15 protein-coding genes are annotated in these 17,113 nt (G+C 61.7%); 5 read left to right on the top strand and 10 right to left on the bottom strand.

Annotated elements, in window-relative coordinates; genetic code table 11:
• Window position 1 precedes the first annotated feature (1 nt).
• The 4 genes from hutU to PQR40_RS21060 form a co-directional block, all read right to left on the bottom strand.
• The gene (gene hutU / locus PQR40_RS21075) at window positions 2-1,690 is read right to left on the bottom strand and encodes a urocanate hydratase (protein ID WP_408394098.1); all 1,689 of its coding nucleotides are present in this window, start codon (window positions 1,688-1,690) and stop codon (window positions 2-4) included.
• A gap of 68 nt (window positions 1,691-1,758) precedes the next feature.
• The gene (hutC, locus tag PQR40_RS21070) at window positions 1,759-2,454 is read right to left on the bottom strand and encodes a histidine utilization transcriptional repressor HutC (RefSeq protein WP_408232423.1); all 696 of its coding nucleotides are present in this window, start codon (window positions 2,452-2,454) and stop codon (window positions 1,759-1,761) included.
• Window positions 2,455-2,489: 35 nt separating this feature from the next.
• The gene (gene hutH / locus PQR40_RS21065; protein ID WP_408339286.1) at window positions 2,490-4,013 is read right to left on the bottom strand and encodes a histidine ammonia-lyase; all 1,524 of its coding nucleotides are present in this window, start codon (window positions 4,011-4,013) and stop codon (window positions 2,490-2,492) included.
• A gap of 438 nt (window positions 4,014-4,451) precedes the next feature.
• Window positions 4,452-5,348 carry a LysR substrate-binding domain-containing protein gene (locus PQR40_RS21060; RefSeq protein ID WP_408509797.1) on the bottom strand — a complete coding sequence of 299 codons (897 nt, stop codon included), beginning with the start codon at window positions 5,346-5,348 and terminating at the stop codon, window positions 4,452-4,454.
• 114 nt (window positions 5,349-5,462) lie between these two features.
• Between PQR40_RS21060 and PQR40_RS21055 the strand changes: the two genes are divergently transcribed.
• Window positions 5,463-6,365 carry an NAD-dependent epimerase/dehydratase family protein gene (locus PQR40_RS21055; protein WP_408509796.1) on the top strand — a complete coding sequence of 301 codons (903 nt, stop codon included), beginning with the start codon at window positions 5,463-5,465 and terminating at the stop codon, window positions 6,363-6,365.
• A gap of 157 nt (window positions 6,366-6,522) precedes the next feature.
• Entirely contained in the window at window positions 6,523-6,705 is a 183-nt protein-coding gene (locus PQR40_RS21050; RefSeq protein ID WP_408232435.1) for a hypothetical protein, read from the top strand.
• A gap of 99 nt (window positions 6,706-6,804) precedes the next feature.
• Here PQR40_RS21050 and PQR40_RS21045 read toward each other — a convergent pair whose 3' ends face one another.
• Window positions 6,805-8,172, bottom strand: coding sequence for an APC family permease (locus PQR40_RS21045; protein ID WP_408232438.1), 1,368 nt, complete (start codon window positions 8,170-8,172; stop codon window positions 6,805-6,807).
• Between the two features lie 191 nt (window positions 8,173-8,363).
• Window positions 8,364-9,200 carry a carbon-nitrogen hydrolase family protein gene (locus PQR40_RS21040; RefSeq protein WP_408232441.1) on the bottom strand — a complete coding sequence of 279 codons (837 nt, stop codon included), beginning with the start codon at window positions 9,198-9,200 and terminating at the stop codon, window positions 8,364-8,366.
• A 248-nt stretch (window positions 9,201-9,448) separates the two neighbouring features.
• On the opposite strand from PQR40_RS21040, the gene PQR40_RS21035 reads away from it, so the two are divergent.
• The gene (locus PQR40_RS21035; protein WP_408232444.1) at window positions 9,449-10,306 is read left to right on the top strand and encodes a helix-turn-helix transcriptional regulator; all 858 of its coding nucleotides are present in this window, start codon (window positions 9,449-9,451) and stop codon (window positions 10,304-10,306) included.
• Window positions 10,307-10,367: 61 nt separating this feature from the next.
• Here the strand turns inward: PQR40_RS21035 and PQR40_RS21030 are convergent, their stop codons facing one another.
• The 4 genes from PQR40_RS21030 to PQR40_RS21015 all read right to left on the bottom strand — a co-directional run bounded on the left by PQR40_RS21030 (window position 10,368) and on the right by PQR40_RS21015 (window position 13,546).
• A complete protein-coding gene (locus tag PQR40_RS21030) occupies window positions 10,368-11,102 on the bottom strand; it encodes a DUF899 domain-containing protein (protein WP_408509795.1) in 735 nt (244 codons plus the stop codon).
• A 63-nt stretch (window positions 11,103-11,165) separates the two neighbouring features.
• Complete coding sequence (locus PQR40_RS21025; protein WP_408232450.1) at window positions 11,166-11,594, bottom strand: SRPBCC family protein; 429 nt, start codon at window positions 11,592-11,594, stop codon at window positions 11,166-11,168.
• Complete coding sequence (locus PQR40_RS21020; protein ID WP_408339282.1) at window positions 11,501-11,908, bottom strand: ArsR/SmtB family transcription factor; 408 nt, start codon at window positions 11,906-11,908, stop codon at window positions 11,501-11,503. The genes PQR40_RS21025 and PQR40_RS21020 overlap by 94 nt, the downstream gene beginning before the upstream one ends.
• Window positions 11,909-12,163: 255 nt before the next feature.
• Window positions 12,164-13,546, bottom strand: coding sequence for an NCS2 family permease (locus PQR40_RS21015; protein ID WP_325046944.1), 1,383 nt, complete (start codon window positions 13,544-13,546; stop codon window positions 12,164-12,166).
• A 505-nt stretch (window positions 13,547-14,051) separates the two neighbouring features.
• Here PQR40_RS21015 and PQR40_RS21010 point away from each other — a divergent pair.
• Together PQR40_RS21010 and PQR40_RS21005 are read left to right on the top strand one after the other, a co-directional pair.
• Entirely contained in the window at window positions 14,052-15,017 is a 966-nt protein-coding gene (locus tag PQR40_RS21010; protein ID WP_408232456.1) for a PRC-barrel domain-containing protein, read from the top strand.
• Entirely contained in the window at window positions 15,014-16,267 is a 1,254-nt protein-coding gene (locus PQR40_RS21005; protein WP_408232458.1) for an MFS transporter, read from the top strand. The genes PQR40_RS21010 and PQR40_RS21005 overlap by 4 nt, the downstream gene beginning before the upstream one ends.
• Window positions 16,268-17,113: the final 846 nt, after the last annotated feature.

Below are 17,113 nucleotides of genomic sequence, written 5' to 3'. Positions count from 1 at the left end.
ATCAACGGCCCAGCATCGGCAGATTCAGGCCTGCCTCGCGCGCCGTTTCCTGCGCGAGTTCATAGCCCGCATCCGCGTGACGCATCACACCGGTCGCCGGATCGTTGAACAGCACGCGGCCGAGGCGCGCCTTCGCGGCATCCGTGCCGTCAGCGACGATCACGACGCCCGAGTGCTGGCTGAAGCCCATGCCCACCCCGCCGCCATGGTGCAGCGAGACCCACGATGCACCGCCTGCCGTGTTCAGCAGTGCGTTGAGCAACGGCCAGTCGCTGACTGCGTCCGAGCCGTCTTTCATCGATTCGGTTTCGCGGTTCGGACTTGCGACCGAACCGGTGTCGAGGTGATCGCGGCCGATCACGATCGGCGCCTTCAGCTCGCCGCTCCTGACCATTTCGTTGAACGCCTGGCCCAGACGGTAACGATCCTTCACGCCGACCCAGCAGATCCGCGCCGGCAAACCCTGGAACGCGATACGTTCGCGCGCCATGTCGAGCCAGTTGTGCAGATGCGGATCGTCGGGAATCAATTCCTTGACCTTCGCATCGGTCTTGTAGATGTCTTCCGGATCACCGGACAGCGCGACCCAACGGAACGGGCCCTTGCCTTCGCAGAACAACGGACGGATGTACGCCGGCACGAAACCCGGGAAATCGAACGCGTTTTCCACGCCCATTTCCAGCGCCATCTGACGGATGTTGTTGCCGTAGTCGAGCGTGGCGGCGCCGCGTTCCTGCAGCGTCAGCATCGCCTGCACCTGTTTGGCCATCGACTGCTTGGCCGGCGTGATGATGGAATCCGGCGCCGTCTTCATGCGCTCACGCCAGTCTTCGACGTTCCAGCCTTGCGGCAAATAACCATGAATCGGATCGTGGGCGCTGGTCTGGTCGGTCACGCAATCCGGCGTGATGCCGCGCGTCACGCATTCGGCGAACACATCGGCTGCGTTGCCCAGCAGACCGATCGATACCGGCTTGCCGGCCTTCTTCGCTTCTTCAAGCATGACGAGCGCTTCGTCGAGCGTCTTCGCTTTTTTGTCGACGTAGCGGGTCTTCAGACGGAAATCGATACGCGTCTCGTCGCATTCCACCGCGATCATCGAGAAGCCGGCCATGGTTGCTGCCAACGGCTGCGCGCCGCCCATGCCGCCGAGACCACCCGTCAGAATCCAGCGGCCCGAAGGATCGCCGTTGAAATGCTGGTTCGCCACCGAGAAGAACGTCTCGTAGGTGCCCTGCACGATGCCCTGGCTGCCGATGTAAATCCAGCTGCCCGCGGTCATCTGCCCGTACATCATCAGGCCCTTGCGATCGAGTTCGTGGAAGTGTTCCCACGTCGCCCAATGCGGCACCAGATTCGAATTCGCCAGCAGCACGCGCGGTGCGTCGGCATGCGTCTTGAACACGCCGACCGGTTTGCCCGATTGAATCAGCAGCGTCTCGTCTTCGTTCAGGTCCTTCAGCGATGCGAGGATCTGATCGAAGCAATCCCAGTTCCGCGCAGCACGGCCAATACCGCCATACACAACCAGTGCATGCGGATGCTCGGCGACTTCCGGGTCCAGATTATTCTGGATCATCCGGTACGCAGCTTCCGCGATCCAGGTCTTGCAGGTCTTTTCCGCGCCGCGCGGTGCGCGGATCGTGCGAGTCGGGTCCAGACGCGGGTCGATGTGTTTCGGGTTGTTCATGGTGGCCCTCGGAATGCGTGAAAATGTTCGGGAGAAATCGGGAAAATGAGTCGGAAAATACGGCGAAATCAGAAATGTCCGGTGAAGCGATAGCGGCTGCCGGGATGCCAGAGATTGGCGATCGAGGCGACCTGGCTTTGCGACCACGTGCGCCGATGCAGCACGAGGCACGGTTCGAGTTCATCCATGGTCAGCAATTCGCGCGTGTCAGCGTCCGCAGCCAACGCTTCGATGCGGTACTCGACGCGCTGCAGCGGCGCGACGCGCACCAGATACTGATTCGGCGTGGTGTTCGTGAAGTCCTGCAACGCGTACTCGGGCGCGACCGCCGGGTTGACCCAGCGCTCTTCGAGCTGCACCGGCTCGTCGTTTTCGAAATGCAGCACGCGTGAATGAAACACCGGACTGCCCGCGCTCACCTGCATTTCTTCGGCGAGCGCTTCGTCGGCGATGCTCGCGCCGATGTGCAACACCTTCGCCTGATAACGATGACCGCGCGCGACGATTTCGTCGGAGATGCTGCGGATCGCAACCAGCGTCGATTCGTACTTGGGCCGGGCGACGAATGTGCCCGAGCCCTGCACGCGCGTCAGCACCTGCTCCGAAGTCAACTCGCGCAACGCGCGGTTGACCGTCATGCGCGCGACGTTGAATTCGCGCGCGAGCTCGTTTTCGGAGGGCACCTGGTCGCCTTCAGACCATTCGCCCGCATGAATGCGGCCGAGGATGAAGTCCTTGATGCCTTGATAGGCCGGTGCGTTCATTGGCTTGTTGGCGTGCTTAAACGTGTTTTTCGAGCTTACTGTTCGGATGCAAACGAGAACGGGCTCAGCTTCGCGATCGTGCCGTTCTGCACCAGGTGCGTCACAGCCTCGATATCCGGTGCGAAGTAGTGATCGAGTTCATAATGCGCGACGTCCTTGCGCACCGCGTCCATCACTTTCTGCAGGCTCGGGCTGGTCTTGTGCGGCGCGCGCAGGTCGACGCCTTGGGCGGCGGCAAGCAACTCGATCGACAGGATGTTCGCGACGTTTTCGGCAATATCGCCGAGCTTGCGCGCGGCGAACGTGGCCATCGAAACGTGATCTTCCTGGTTCGCGGAGGTCGGCAGGGAATCGACCGAAGCCGGATGCGCGAGCGTCTTGTTCTCGGAAGCGAGTGCCGCGGCGGTTACATGAGCAATCATGAAGCCCGAATTCACACCGCCATCACGCACGAGGAACGGCGGCAGGCCCGACAGCGTCGTGTCGATCAGCAGTGCGATGCGGCGTTCGGCCAGCGCGCCGATTTCAGCGACGGCAAGCGCGAGGTTGTCGGCCGCGAATGCGACCGGCTCAGCGTGGAAATTGCCGCCCGACAGCACTTCGCCCGTGTCCGGGAAAATCAGCGGATTGTCGGAGACGGCATTGGCTTCCAGCAGCAGCACATCGGCTGAATGGCGCATCTGGTCCAGACACGCGCCCATCACTTGCGGCTGGCAGCGCAGGCTGTACGGGTCCTGCACCTTGTCGCAATCGGCGTGCGAAACATTGATGCCCGAGCCTTGCAACAGCGAACGGTAAGCGGTTGCCGCGTCGATCTGGCCTTGATGGCCGCGCAGTTCGTGAATGCGCGCGTCGAACGGTTTGACCGACCCCGCTGCTGCGTCCACCGACAACGCGCCCGCCACCAGTGCGGTGCGGTACAGATCCTCAATGGCGAACATGTTGTAGAGCGCGAGTGCGGTCGAAGCTTGCGTGCCGTTCAGCAGCGCGAGACCTTCCTTCGCTTGCAGCGTGAGCGGCTTGAGGCCGACCAGCTTGAGGCCTTCGATGGCCGGCATGCGTTCGCCCTTCGCGAACACGTCGCCGACACCCAGCAAGGCGGCCGACATATGCGCAAGCGGCGCGAGGTCGCCCGATGCGCCAACCGAACCCTTGACCGGAATCACCGGCAGGACGTCGGCGTTGTACAGCGTGATGAGCGCTTCCATCACTTCACGGCGGATGCCCGAGTGGCCGCGCCCGAGGCTCGACAGCTTCAGCGCGATCAGGAGACGCACGACCGGACGCGACATCGGCTCACCCACGCCAACCGCGTGCGACAGCACCAGATTACGCTGCAGCAGTTCGAGCTGGTCATGCGGAATGTGCGTGCTGGCGAGGCGCCCGAAACCCGTGTTGATGCCATAGGCCGGTTCGCCCTTCGCGGCGATATCGGCGACTGCTTTGGCGCAGGCGTCGATGGCGGCGTGGCTGGCAGGATCGAGTTGCAGCGCGACGTGTTCGCGTGCGATCTGGCGCAGTTGCGGGAGGGTCAGGTGGCCGGGCTTCAGAATCATCATGGTGTTGTGTCCTGTCTTGTCTATACAATTCGAGAGAAGTCTAACGTCGCCGTCTTGTATATACAACTTGTTTTTGCGGCTTCCAGCCTAGGGGTTTCCATTAGAACTAGATGCTGGCAAGGCACCCATGTCGGTTGAGCCGCGGTTTGAGGTGACAGCGCTTGCCCCACCGCATTCGTTCGCCTCGATAGATAACTTGTATATACACGTTCAAAATGTAGAGCGGCAAGCGGACAAAAAGATTCAACGCGCCGGCTGGGGCAGTTCGCGGGCCGCGGCGGTCAATGCACCCCCTTCCCCTGCCGATGCGCCGCGCTGGCCTGCAACCTCGATGTCCCTCTTCCAGAGTTATAGGAGAACGCACTGACGACGCAAAAAAGCCCGCGCACTCCTACGAGCCGCGGGCTCTGTTGAAACGCGCTACTGGCGAAAGATTCGCTAAAGCCTTACCCGCGCCGCAATGAAATCCAGGAAGCACTGCACGCGCCCCGCCAGCGACGCGCTCTGGTAATACACCGCGCTCACCGGCTGCCTTTCATCTACCAGCACGTTGCCGAGAATCGGCACCAGCCGCTCTTCGCGCACGTCGGCCGCAGTCATGAAGTCGGCAAGACAGGCGATGCCCCAGCCTGAGAGAGCCAGTTGGCGCAGCGTCTCACCGCTCGATGCGGTGATCGCGGGCTCGATCTTCAGCGGCTCTGACTTGCCCTTCCCGCCCCGCCGCAACGGCCAGCGATTCAGATGCTCCGGCGCGGTAAAACCGATCAGACGATGCTCGCGCAACGCTTCCACCGACCTGGGTTCGCCGTATTCGGCCAGATACGCCGGACTGGCGAGCACTCTCAGCTTGCTGTTGCCCAAGGCGCGCGCATGCAAGGTCGAATCCTGCAACGCGCCAATGCGGATCGCGATATCCACCTTCTGTTCGAGCAGATCGACGATCCGCTCGTTGCTGGTCAGCTCCAGACGAATCTCCGGATACAGCGCCGAAAACGCCTTCATATGGGGCGCCACGCAATGAAGCATGAATGGCGACGCCGCATCGACACGCAAACGCCCCGACGGCCGCTCGCGCCCGCGCGTGACGGATTCCTCGGCCTCTTCCATCGCATCGAGAATCGCCCGGGCCCGCTGCAGGAACGCCTCACCCTCTTCGGTCAGTTGCAGACGGCGCGTCGTGCGCCGTACCAGCGCCGTGTCGAGTTTCTTTTCGAGGCGCGTAAGCGCCCGGCTGACGCCTGAGACGGTTTGCCCCAATTTCTCCGCCGCCGCGGTGATCGAGCCGCTATCGATCACCGTGACGAACACCAGCAATTCGTCGGTCGAAGTTTTCATTGTTGATTTAAAATCAAGATTGATTTGAGACTAACACGCTTTTTGCGAGAATCAAGACGGTGGATACTGCGTGCATGTCATCGTGTTTCCGGTGTTTCCATCTAGGAGAACGTCTTGAAGATTTTCATTACTGGCGCAAGCGGCTTTATCGGCGGTTCGATTGCGGCGCACCTCGTACGCGCCGGCCATCAGGTGCGCGGTTTGATCCGCAAGCCCGAACATAGCGCCGAGTTGCAACGCCTCGGTATCGAACCCGTCATCGGCACGCTCGACGACCGCGAGCTACTGATCGCGGAAGCAAAAGCGGCCGACGCGGTCATCAACGCCGCGAGCAGCGACCATCAAGGCGCGGTGCAAGCGCTGATCGACGGCCTGGCCCGCTCCGGCAAGCCGTTTCTGCATACGAGCGGCTCGAGCATCGTCGGCGATGCCTCGGGCGGCGAAGCGGGCGAGGCACGCATCTATCACGAGGACGCCCTGCCCGAGCCGACCGCGGATAAAGCGGCACGCGTCGCCATCGATCAACTCGTGCTCAACGCGGCGCAGCAGAACATCCGCTCGGCGGTGCTGTGCAACACGCTGATCTATGGCCACGGCGCGGTGCCGGGCAGCGCAAGCGTGCAGTTGCCACGGCTCGTGCGTCAGGCGCAAAAGAGCGGTGTCGTGCGGCACGTGGGCAGTGGCGGCAACATCTGGTCGAACGTGCATATCGACGACGTCGCCGAACTCTATCGCCTCGCGCTGGAGAAGACACCGGCGGGCACGTTCTACTTCGTCGAAAGCGGCGAGGCGTCGTTTCGTGACATGAGCGCCGCGATCGCGCGCGTGATGAAACTCGGCGCGGCGCAAGACTGGCCGCTCGGAGAAGCGCAGAAGGAATGGGGCTACGAAATGGCGTCGTATGGGCTGGGTTCGAATAGTCGTGTGCGCGGTGAGCGCGCACATAAACTGCTCGGCTGGCAGCCCAGGCGTAACTCGGTGATCGACTGGATCGAGCACGACATGATGTCCGCGTAGGGGACTTCCTCCGGGGCGCCCCCCAAGGGGACTTCCTCCGGGGCGTAATTTGTGTAAGCCCAGTCGTTGCGAATCCGTAAGCTCAACTCGCTAGAATCCGGCTCACGTAATAGCGTGATTCGACGATACGAGTCACGCGCGAGCCCGGATTTAATCGATGAACTTGGCGCTGAACTTCGACTGGCTAACCAACCTGCTAGCGATTATTTTCGTCGTGGCGTGTCTATACGACTCACGCTACGACGAATACGGCACGTTGACATTGTCAGCGGCCGCAATGGGCCTTGTGGTGATGGCGATCGAGCTGTTCCTCAGGCCCGCTTTCGATATGTCGCTTTGAGTTCGACGCTGCACGAAGCAGCGTCATCAGGTTTAATTCGCGCATGCCCTCGCGCCGCACCTCGCCGCTGGCAGACAACCGCGAGCGCGAGCGGCTGCGTCAGACCGCGACTTCCGGCGGTGCCTGGCGGAAACAGCGCGTGATCCAGCCCAGATAGCACAAGCCCAGCACGAACCACACCGCACCCAGCACCAGCGCGGTTTTCTCGAGGCTCACCAGCAGCCAGATATCCGCAATCGCCCCGGCCAGTGGAAACAGCAGGCCACCGATCACACTCATCGCATTCGCACTGCCCTTCGCGTTGAAAAACTGACGGATCACGCACAGATTGACCGCAGTGAACGCGAGAAACGCGCCGAAGTTGATAAACGAGGTTGACGTCGCCACATCGAGCTTCAACGCGACGAGACCGATTGCGCCCGCAATCGCGATGTTCAGCGCCGGCGTCTTGAACTTCGGATGCACGAAACCGAAGATGCGTTTCGGCAATACTTCGTCACGTCCCATCGCATACAGCAAACGTCCCACGCTTGCCTGCGCCGAGATACCCGAAGCGAACTGCGCGAGAATCAGGCCGGCCAGAAACACCGTCACGAAGATATCTCCGCCCACTTTGCGTGCGACTTCGAAAGCGGCCGAATCCGGGTCCTTGAACACCGCACCCGGGTGCGCGAGCTGCACCGTGTACGCGGCAATTACGAAGATCGCGCCGCCGATCAGTGCGATCAGCACGATCGCGCGCGGCATGGTCTTTTCAGGGGCGATGGTTTCTTCGGTCAACGTCGACACCGCGTCGAAGCCGAGATACGAATAGGCGGCAATTGCGGCACCCGCCATCGTCGCCGAGAACGGCACGTGCGGCTTGAAGAACGGTTCGGCCGAAATCAGACCACCGGGGCCGACTGCAGCGGTCACATAGTGGCAGCACAGCACGACGAACAACGCGACGATCGCGAGTTGCACGACCATCAGCACGATGTTGAAACGGTTCGCGAGTTCGATGCCGAGAATATTCAGCGCGCTCGTCAAGACGATAAACGCGATGATCCAGATCCAGCTCGGAATGTGCGGGAACGCGGCGCTGAGATACGCGGCGCCGATTAGCCAGATCACCATCGGCAGGAAAAAGTAATCGAGCAAGGTGGCCCAGCCAATCATGAAACCCAGATGTGGATTGAAGGTTTTGCGCGTGTATGTATAGGCAGAACCCGCCACCGGGAACAGCCGCGCGAGCTTGCCGTAACTGAGCGCGGTGAACACGATGGCGATCAGGGCAATCAGATACGCGAGCGCAGCGGTATCGTTGCTGGCGCTCGCCAGCACACCATAGGTGCCGTAGACGATCAGCGGCGCCATATAGGCGAGGCCGAACAGCAAGACTGAAGGCAGGCCAAGCGTACGCTTCAGATGCGTGCCTTGCGGCGCGGCAGGTGCGTCTGCGCGCTCAGCGGGTGATATCGGGGTCATGCGGTGTCTCCTCTTACGAATGGGCGAGCGTCGCCGGGGGCGGCGTTGAACGCGCCCCGGTCGAGCTTTGTCGATCAGACTTGCTGGATGCGCGTATCTCGCGCAGATAGTTCTTTGCGTGAAGGGGTGCGCGTGAGTGCGTGGGTGCGCTTATTTGTGCCCGAGGCTACGCATCTGCACTTACGTACGCCTCAACGCGCGCGGATCACACGCGCAGGTTGCCCGTGCTCGCCATCCACTGTCGCGAGATCGAGCGCAATGCGCGCGTCATGCAGATAACGATAGTGTTCACGCGCGCCTTCGAGACGCGCCGGATCGAGCGTGGCGCGCAGAACTTTTTCTTCCTGACCCGCATCGCACACTACGTCGCCGAACGGATCAATGAGCGCCGATTCGCCGGGGAACGTGAGATTGTCGTCACCTGTGCCGATGCGATTCACGAGCGCCGCGAACATCTGATTCTCCATGGCGCGCGCCACGATCGCCCGGCGGTGCACTGGCCCGAACGGCTCCATATTGCCGTTCGTCACGATCAGGAGATCGGCGCCCAACGACGCGACCGCGCGCGCCGTTTCGGGAAACTCGATGTCATAGCAAATCAGCAGGCCAACGGTCAGGCCCTTGAAACTGCACACTTCGTAACGGTCGCCCGGTTCGAATACACCCGTGTCCGAGGCCCACAGATGCGTCTTGCGATAGCGCAGCGCGATCTCGCCGCGTTCGTCGACCAGCACCGTGGTGTTGAAAAAGTGGCTGCCGTCCCGTTCGGCGAGACCCACTGCAACCGCAACACGTGCTTCGCGTGCCGCATTGCGCACTGCGGTAAGCGACGGCCCGTCAATCGGTTCGGCCACGTCTCCGATGGTGTCCCGCGTCGGAAAGCCCGACAGCGTAGTCTCCGGAAACACGATCAGATCGGTCCCGGCCGAGCGTTGGCTGATGGTTTGCAGCACGCGTTGCACGTTTCTACCGCCGACGCCCACCGCGCCATCCACGATCGGGATCTGTGCCAGTTCGAGTTGAAGCATTCTGTCTCCTGTGTCGACTAGAGTTAGCGCTTCAGCGCTTACTCTAGTCCCATGCAATCTGCGGTCGACCAGAGTTAGTGCTTTAGCACTTACTCTGGTCCCATGCAAAATGGTTACGGTCCTTGCCGGTCTGCTTCGCGTTAAATAGCGGTTGTTGTCAGTCCGCCCGCGTTTCAGGTTGGGCCTATTATTACCAGACATATTTTTGTTCGTAATCACCCAGCTGGGTTACCCTCAACGGAGCACGCATGGAACTCGAATGGCGCGATCTGGCCTTTCATCGCGAGATCGGCGCGGTTATCGAAGCACTCGACAGCGCGCAATTCTGGACTCGCCTCACGCGCGCACTCGAACGCTATGTCGTGTTCGACAACTGGGTCGCCCTGCGCTTCACACCGGGCGTCGCGCCGCTCGTCTGTGCGGAATCGCCCACACCGGACGGCACAGTAGATGCGATGTTCCAGGACTATCTCGCCGCGCTCTATCAACTCGATCCGTTTTATATCGCCGCAACCGGGAAGCCTGCCTCCGGCTTCGTCACGCTTGCGGATGTCGCGCCCGACAACTTCTCGATGACCGATTACTACCAGCGGTACTTCAGGAAAAACATCGTGGGCGACGAAGTGCATTTCAACTACGTGATCGACGCGAGGCATACGCTGGCATTCTCGCTGGGCGCAACGCATCGCTATGGCGAGCGCGACCTGGCCGTACTCGCGCTTTGCGCGCCATGGGTCATCGCACTGCTGCGGCAGCGCTTGCCGTATGAGGCATTCGACGCGCCGCAGCCCACCTCGATCGAAGCGGCGACGCAAACAGAGATGGGCGCAGCGACAGAAGCAGGCGCCCCAGCGGACACGCCCACCTATGCCGCGCGCTTCGAACAGGTGTCGTCGACAAGCGGACGCTCGCCGCTCACCGCACGCGAAGTGGAAGTCGCGATGCTGACCTTGAGCGGATTTTCAACGCGCGCCATCGCGGAGAAACTGGTGATCTCATTCGAGACGGTGCGCGCGCACAAGAAGCACATCTATACAAAACTCAACGTCAACTCGCAGTCGGAGTTGTTCGCGCTGTTTTATGAAGCGGGACGCAAAGGGGCATGACGTCCCGCGCTTTCCTGCGAGCGCGCACTACTGCTGCACACGGCCGCCGCGCACTTCGCCATCACGAGCCGCACGCGGCGCAACCACCCGCCTTCTCTTCATAGCGGTCGTGATGTTTGAGCCATTCGCCCATATTCTTCTTCTCGTCGCGGCCCTTCGGCGTGACGTCGAAATGCGCGTACGTGCTGAGGAACTGCTCGCCGCCGCGCCCGTAAGTGGAATACGTGTGATGGACGTCGCCCGCTTCGTCCTTGTAGAACACGCTGTGACCGGATAGCTCGTCGATGCCGACATCCTGCTCGGTAAAGTTGTAGAAGGCCTTTTTGCTGGCGACCTCCTCCGGCGTGAACGACACGTGATAGTCGAAATTGAAGTCACTCTCATTGGACGACACCCACTGAAACTTCCAGCCCATCCGTTTCCTGAAAGCCTCGATCTTCGCGAGCGGCCCACGCGAGACCGCCACGTACGATACGTCGTGATGTTCAAGATGCGTCAGGATGCCGTCCATGTGATCCGACACGAACGAGCAGCCGAAACAGCCCTCTTCCCAATCCGGGCCCAGCATGAAGTGATAGACAATCAACTGGCTACGCCCGCCGAACAGATCCGCCAATGTCTTGCGGCCTTGCGGCGTATCGAATATATAGGTCTTGTCGACCTTCACCCACGGCAGCGCGCGACGTTTGCGGGCGAGTTCGTCGCCGGCGCGTGTGTACGCTTTCTCTTCGACCAGTAGCGCCTTGCTGGCGGCCAGCCATTCTTCCCTGGTGCCGATCCGGTGTTGGGGGTCCATATGCATCTCCTTGTCTGCGTCGTGCAGGTTCGATAGAGCAAAATCAGGCGAACCCAGATGAGTTCAGGCGAAGTAGCGTTCCAGCGAATCGAGGCCACCGTTCCAGCCGAATTGGTGGTGGTCGCGCGTTTCTTCGTCGACGAACTGTTCGTGCGTGAGCGTCAACAAGGTGCCGTTACCCTCCGGTCGTAACAGCACCGTGACGAGCGACTCCTGCTCAGGACTCGAACGCCATGCCCATGTGAACACCAGTTTGGCGTCCGGCGCCACCTCCAGATACTGGCCACTGACCTCGAGTTCGCGGCCATCCGCCTTCAGATACCTTATCGAGTAGCGCCCGTCCACGCGCGCATCCAGTTCCGCACGGGTCACCTCGGCATCGCCCGGATGCATCCACTTCATGAGTTGCGCCGCCTCCGTCCAGGCGCGGAAGACTTTGGCGGGTGCGGCGTTGATCCGGCGCTGGAGGGTGAGGCTGGGTTTGGTGGACATGGGGTTTCCTCTTCGACGAAAGCGGCAAGACGATCGAGTGATCCAGACCAGAAGCGCTGATAGCGGGTGAGCCATTCCATGGCTTCCTCCATGGGTCCGGCGCACAAGCGGCACGCCACTGTACGGCCGGTTTTGCTACGCGTGATGAGGCCAGCCTCGGACAACACGTCGAGGTGCTTCATCACCGCGGGCAACGACATCGCAAACGGCTCCGCAAGTTGACTGACCGACAGATCGCTCAGTTCGGACAGACGCGCGAGCAACGCACGCCGCGTCGGATCGGACAGTGCGGCAAAGGTCCGATCGAGTAGCATTTCATTAAACTTAACCATGAGGTTAAGTTTAGAAACACACGTGAGGATGTCAAGGACAGGTACGTACTTTTCTCAAAGCACGCAGGAAGATGAAGGGAACGCTACAAAAAAGATACGCGGCGCATCGCAGATAAAACCCTGCAATACGCCGCGTCAAGGTGGAGAACAACCGACTACACGTTCGAGCAAAGCGGCACAGAAAGCCCGCCCCACTCTCGCGTTACAGCAAATCGCGTAAAACGCAATGCAGCAGAATCAGATCGCCCAACCGCCGAGATAGAAACCGACCAGCACGACAGCGATGACAACCGTACCCACGTTCAGCTTGCGATATTCACCGCTCACCACGCGGCCGATCACCAGCGTCGCGAAGCCGAGCATGATGCCCGTCACGATGTTGGCGGTCAGCACGATGAACACGGCGCACATCAGGCCCGACATCGCGTCGACCATGTCGTCCATGTGCAGCTTGCTCACGTTCGAGAGCATCATCAGACCGACGTACATCAGCGCCGGTGCCGTTGCATACGAAGGCACCAGACTCGCCAGCGGCGAGAAGAACATCACCACCAGGAACAGCAGACCGACCACCGCCGCCGCCATCCCCGTCTTCGCGCCGGCTGCAACGCCGACCGTCGATTCGATGTAGGCAGCCGCCGGTGCGCCACCGAGCAGGCCCGAGAAAATCGAGCTCAGCGAATCCGCCGTCAACGCACGGCCGCCGTTGATGATACGACCGTTTTCGTCGAGCTGACCCGCCTGGCCGGCAACGGCGCGAATCGTGCCGGTTGCGTCGAACACAGCGGTCATCACCAGTGCCAGCACGCTAGGCAAAACGGCCATCGACAGCGCGCCCTTGATGTCCATCGCGCCAATCAGCGAAGCATGGCCCGGTGCGCTCAGCGCAGGCAGTGCGAACACGCCGTGGAACGCCACCGCCGGATCGATCATGAGCGCAATCGCCGAGATCGCGATGATCACGATCAGGATCGAGCCCGGCACGCGACGGCGCACCAGACCGAAGATCGCAGCCAGACCCGCCACCGACATGATCGCCGGCAACGCCGTGATGTTGCCGAGCGCGACCGGCAGACCGGCGCCCGGATTCTTCACGACCAGACCCACGTCGTTGGCGGCGATCAGCAGCAGGAACAGGCCGATGCCGATGCCCGTGCCGTGCGCGATGCCCGTCGGCAGATTGCGCAGAATCCACGAACGCACGCCCGTCACCGAGATGCCGGTGAAGACGACACCCATCAGGAATACCGCACCGAGCGCGACATTCGGATGCAGACCTTTACCAAGCACGAGGCCGAACGCGGTGAACGCGGTTAGCGAAATCGCGCAGCCGATCGCAATCGGCAGACGCGCCCACACACCCATCAGCAGCGAGCCGAACGCGGTGGTCAGGCACACGGCGACAAACACCGCGCTGGTGTCGAAGCCCGCTTTGCCGAACATGCCCGGCACGACGAACACGGAATAGACCATCGCGAGGAAGGTCGTGATACCCGCGACGATTTCCGTACGCTGCGAACTGCCGCGTGAAGAGATTTCGAAGTAGCGGTCGAGAAAGCCCTTTCCGTCGAATGATTCGGCGCCGACTTCAGAAATCGGTTGGGCGTGGGGTTCCATCATGATGAGTGCCTCCTTTATCAGCGTGCTGAAACGGCCCGTATTCCGGCCGCCATCAGGTTGGTCTCGTTACGTTGATCTAATGTCGTGTGGCAAGGTTTGAACGTCGGCTTGCGATGCGTCCGGATAACCCGCATGCTCCGTTCTTCTTTTGCTGTCCCGAAATGTAGGGCAACACAAATATGTCTCCCATCGCATGAATGGCATGCCCGACATGTCGCGACGCTTATATCGTTTAGGGGACGGCAAACCAGGTGGGCGCTCCACGCGTTTACACCTACGGTTTGTCATGAAGTTGTGAAAGGGTTTTGAGGGGTTCAGCACGCCAGAACGGGCGTCGATCGCGGCCGGAAGTGCACAACGCGGCATGCACCTTGCGCCGGGGACACCTGTCAGGAGCCCTTCAAAACCGGGCCGCCCGACGCCGCGGGTTACACTCTGGCCCTTACCCGACTTAACTGCGGCGGTCCACAGCGCCCGTCCGCACTGGCCGATGGAGTCCTTCTTGATGAGTGGCGGTTTTTCGCGTCCTGCCTGGCGTCTTCTGATTCTTGCTGTGTTCGCGCTATTCGCGCTGTCCGGTTGCAGCCTGCTGTGGGGTCCGGGACAGGCGCCGATCGTCGATGCCACGGTGATGCCCGTCGAACCCGCGAGCGCCCCCGTGGCTGCCTCCGCGCCGGAACCGGTCGAGACCGAAGCGGCCGAGCCCGAACAGCAGAAGAAGCCCAGGAAACCGGTCGTCAAGCCGCGCAAGGTCGAACCTCCGCCGCCAGTCGTCACGCCCGCGCCGCCGCCCCCTGCACCCCCGCCGCTGATCGTGCTGCGCACGATCGAGCGCAGCGAGGCGCGCGCCTTGCTCGATAGCGAAGTCCAGAAGCCCGACGGCAAAGTGATTGGCCGCGCGGTCGATATGATCGCGGATGCGAGCGGCAAGCCGCGCGAAATGGTGGTCAATCTGCAGGGCTTCCTCGGCGTCGGTGATCGCAAGGTCAATTTCCCGTGGAGCGCGTTCCGCTTCACGCCGACCGCGAAGACCGCGCCGATCACGCTCAACGCAGCGGCCGTGCCGACGCCTGCGGCAAAGTCCACTGCCGTGCAATTACAGCTGATCGACACCGATGTCGAGCGTTCGAACGGCGCCAAGGTCGGCCGCGTGATCGACGTGCTGATCGACGCCAACGCGCAGCCGCAGGCGGTCGTGCTCGACGTCAACGGCATGGTCAGCACCGAGCGGCGTTCGATTGCCGCCAACTGGTCGGCGCTGCGTTTCGTCGTCAAAGACAAGGAACTGCATCCGCTGATCGATCTGAGCGACGCGCAGATCAATGCAACGCCGCCGTACGCCAGCGACAAGCCGATCCGCGCGGTGTCGCCGGCCCCGGTACCCGCTCCTGCGCCCGCTCCCGCCGCTGCAGCCTCCGCCGCGCCGGCCGCGACCGTTACGGCGGGTTCCAACGCACGGGCGGCCCGATGATAGGCCGGACTTTGGTAACCACGCGCAGTCTGCGCGCCCTCGATTGGCTGAATTTTTTCGTCGCCAACGTGCAGACCGGTTTCGGGCCGTTCATTGCGTCGTACCTTGCCTCGCACAAGTGGACCCAGGGCGAGATCGGCATGGCGCTGTCGGTCGGCACCATCAGCGCGATGGTGAGCCAGGTGCCGGGCGGCGCTGCCGTCGACGCCCTGCGCAACAAGAAAGGCGCGGCCGCATGGGCGATCTTCGCGATCATCTTCAGCGCGGTGCTGCTGGCCGCGAGCCCGACCGTACTGCCGGTGATTGCCGCCGAGGTGTTCCACGGCTTTGCCAGCTGCATGCTGACGCCGGCGTTGGCCGCGATCTCGTTTGCGCTGGTGGGACGTGCGAACCTCGGCGACCGGCTGGGACGCAATGCCCGCTGGGCGTCGATCGGCAGTGCCGTAGCAGCCGGGCTGATGGGCGTGTTCGGCGAATACTATTCGCCGCGCGCGGTGTTCTGGCTGACCGCGGCGCTGGCCGTCCCCGCGCTGTTTGCGCTGACGATGATCCAGCGCACCGACACAATCGAACTGCCGAAAACCGGGCCGACACCTGAACAGATCGAACGACGCGAGAGCCTGCGCGAGTTGCTGCGCGACAAGCGGATGCTGCTGTTTGCGGCGTGCATTGTGTTGTTCCATTTGTCGAATGCGGCGATGTTGAATCTTGCCGCCGGGGAAGTGACGGCCGGCATGGGCGACAACGTGCAGCTCGTGATTGCCGCGTGCATCATCGTGCCGCAGGCGATTGTGGCGATGATGTCGCCATGGGTCGGACGCTCCGCCGAACGGTGGGGGCGCAGGCCGATCCTGCTGCTCGGGTTTTCCGCGTTGCCGATACGGGCGTTGTTGTTTGCCGGAATCAGCAGCCCTTATTTGCTGGTGCCGGTGCAGATGCTGGACGGCCTGAGCGCCGCGGTGTTCGGCGTGATGCTGCCGCTGATTGCCGCCGACGTGGCCGGCGGCAAGGGACGGTACAACCTTTGCATCGGCCTGTTCGGGTTGGCTGCCGGGATTGGGGCGACCTTGAGTACGACTGCGGCTGGGTTTGTGGCGGATCACTTTGGGAATGCGGTGAGCTTCTTTGGACTTGCTGCTGCGGGCGCGCTTGCCGTTCTGCTGGTGTGGGCGGCGATGCCCGAGACGCGGGATGCAGCTGCGGATGAGGAGGCTGCGGCTGTGGGGGATGGGAAGTCGGCTGTTAGATGATCGGTTTTTTGCCTTTGGCGGCGGCATTTGGGTGGTTTGTGTTTTGTCTGCGCGGCGCTTTATTTGTCTGTTCGCCTACGGCGTTGGCCTTTCCTTGAATTCTTATTGGTTTATTAGCGTCGCCCCTGTGCGGGGCAGGCACTTACTTCTCTTTGCCGCCGCAAAGAGAAGTAAGCAAGAGAAAGCGGCTCACACCGCTAATTCTTAAGCGGGTCCCCCGCACAGCCACGGTAGTGGTGCATCTGGAATCCGTGCCCTCGCACATTCGGCGTTAGTGACACAGAGCTCATCAGCTCCCACTCCGCACTGCGTGCGTCGCGGATGGGTATGCACGGGAAACCAGAGGCTTCGTTTGAGCACGGCGGGAGCCGTCGGCTTCGCCTCGGCGAAGCGCCCAGCTATCCAAAAACGAACTCCCCCACGCATATCAAAGTGCAAAATCACTGACCGATAAACGTAGTTGCCATGACAGCGGCAATGGCGCTAGCAATGACATCGGCACTGGCAGTCGCAGTCGCACTGCCAGCGGCAGTCGCGAGCCGTGATGCTGAGCGAAACGCGGGTGTGAAAACGTAGTGGATGGTTCTATGAAGTGCGCTTCGGCGCGCGCAGCGCTGCTGGAAGTATGATGGCCTTGTCACTCACGCCGAATGTGTGAGGGCGCGGATTCCAGATGCACCACTACCCTCTCCGAGCCAGGGGACCCGCTTATAAGCTAGCGGTGTGAGCCGCTTTCTCTTGCTTACTTCTCTTTGCGGCGGCAAAGAGAAGTAAGTGCCTGCCCCGCACAGGGGCGACGCTAATAAACCAATAACAATTCAAGGAAAGGCCAACACCATAAAACCG

The organism is Paraburkholderia sediminicola, assembly GCF_046026855.1.
Taxonomy (GTDB): domain Bacteria; phylum Pseudomonadota; class Gammaproteobacteria; order Burkholderiales; family Burkholderiaceae; genus Paraburkholderia; species Paraburkholderia sediminicola_A.
This window is presented reverse-complemented; position numbering and strand designations above follow the sequence as displayed.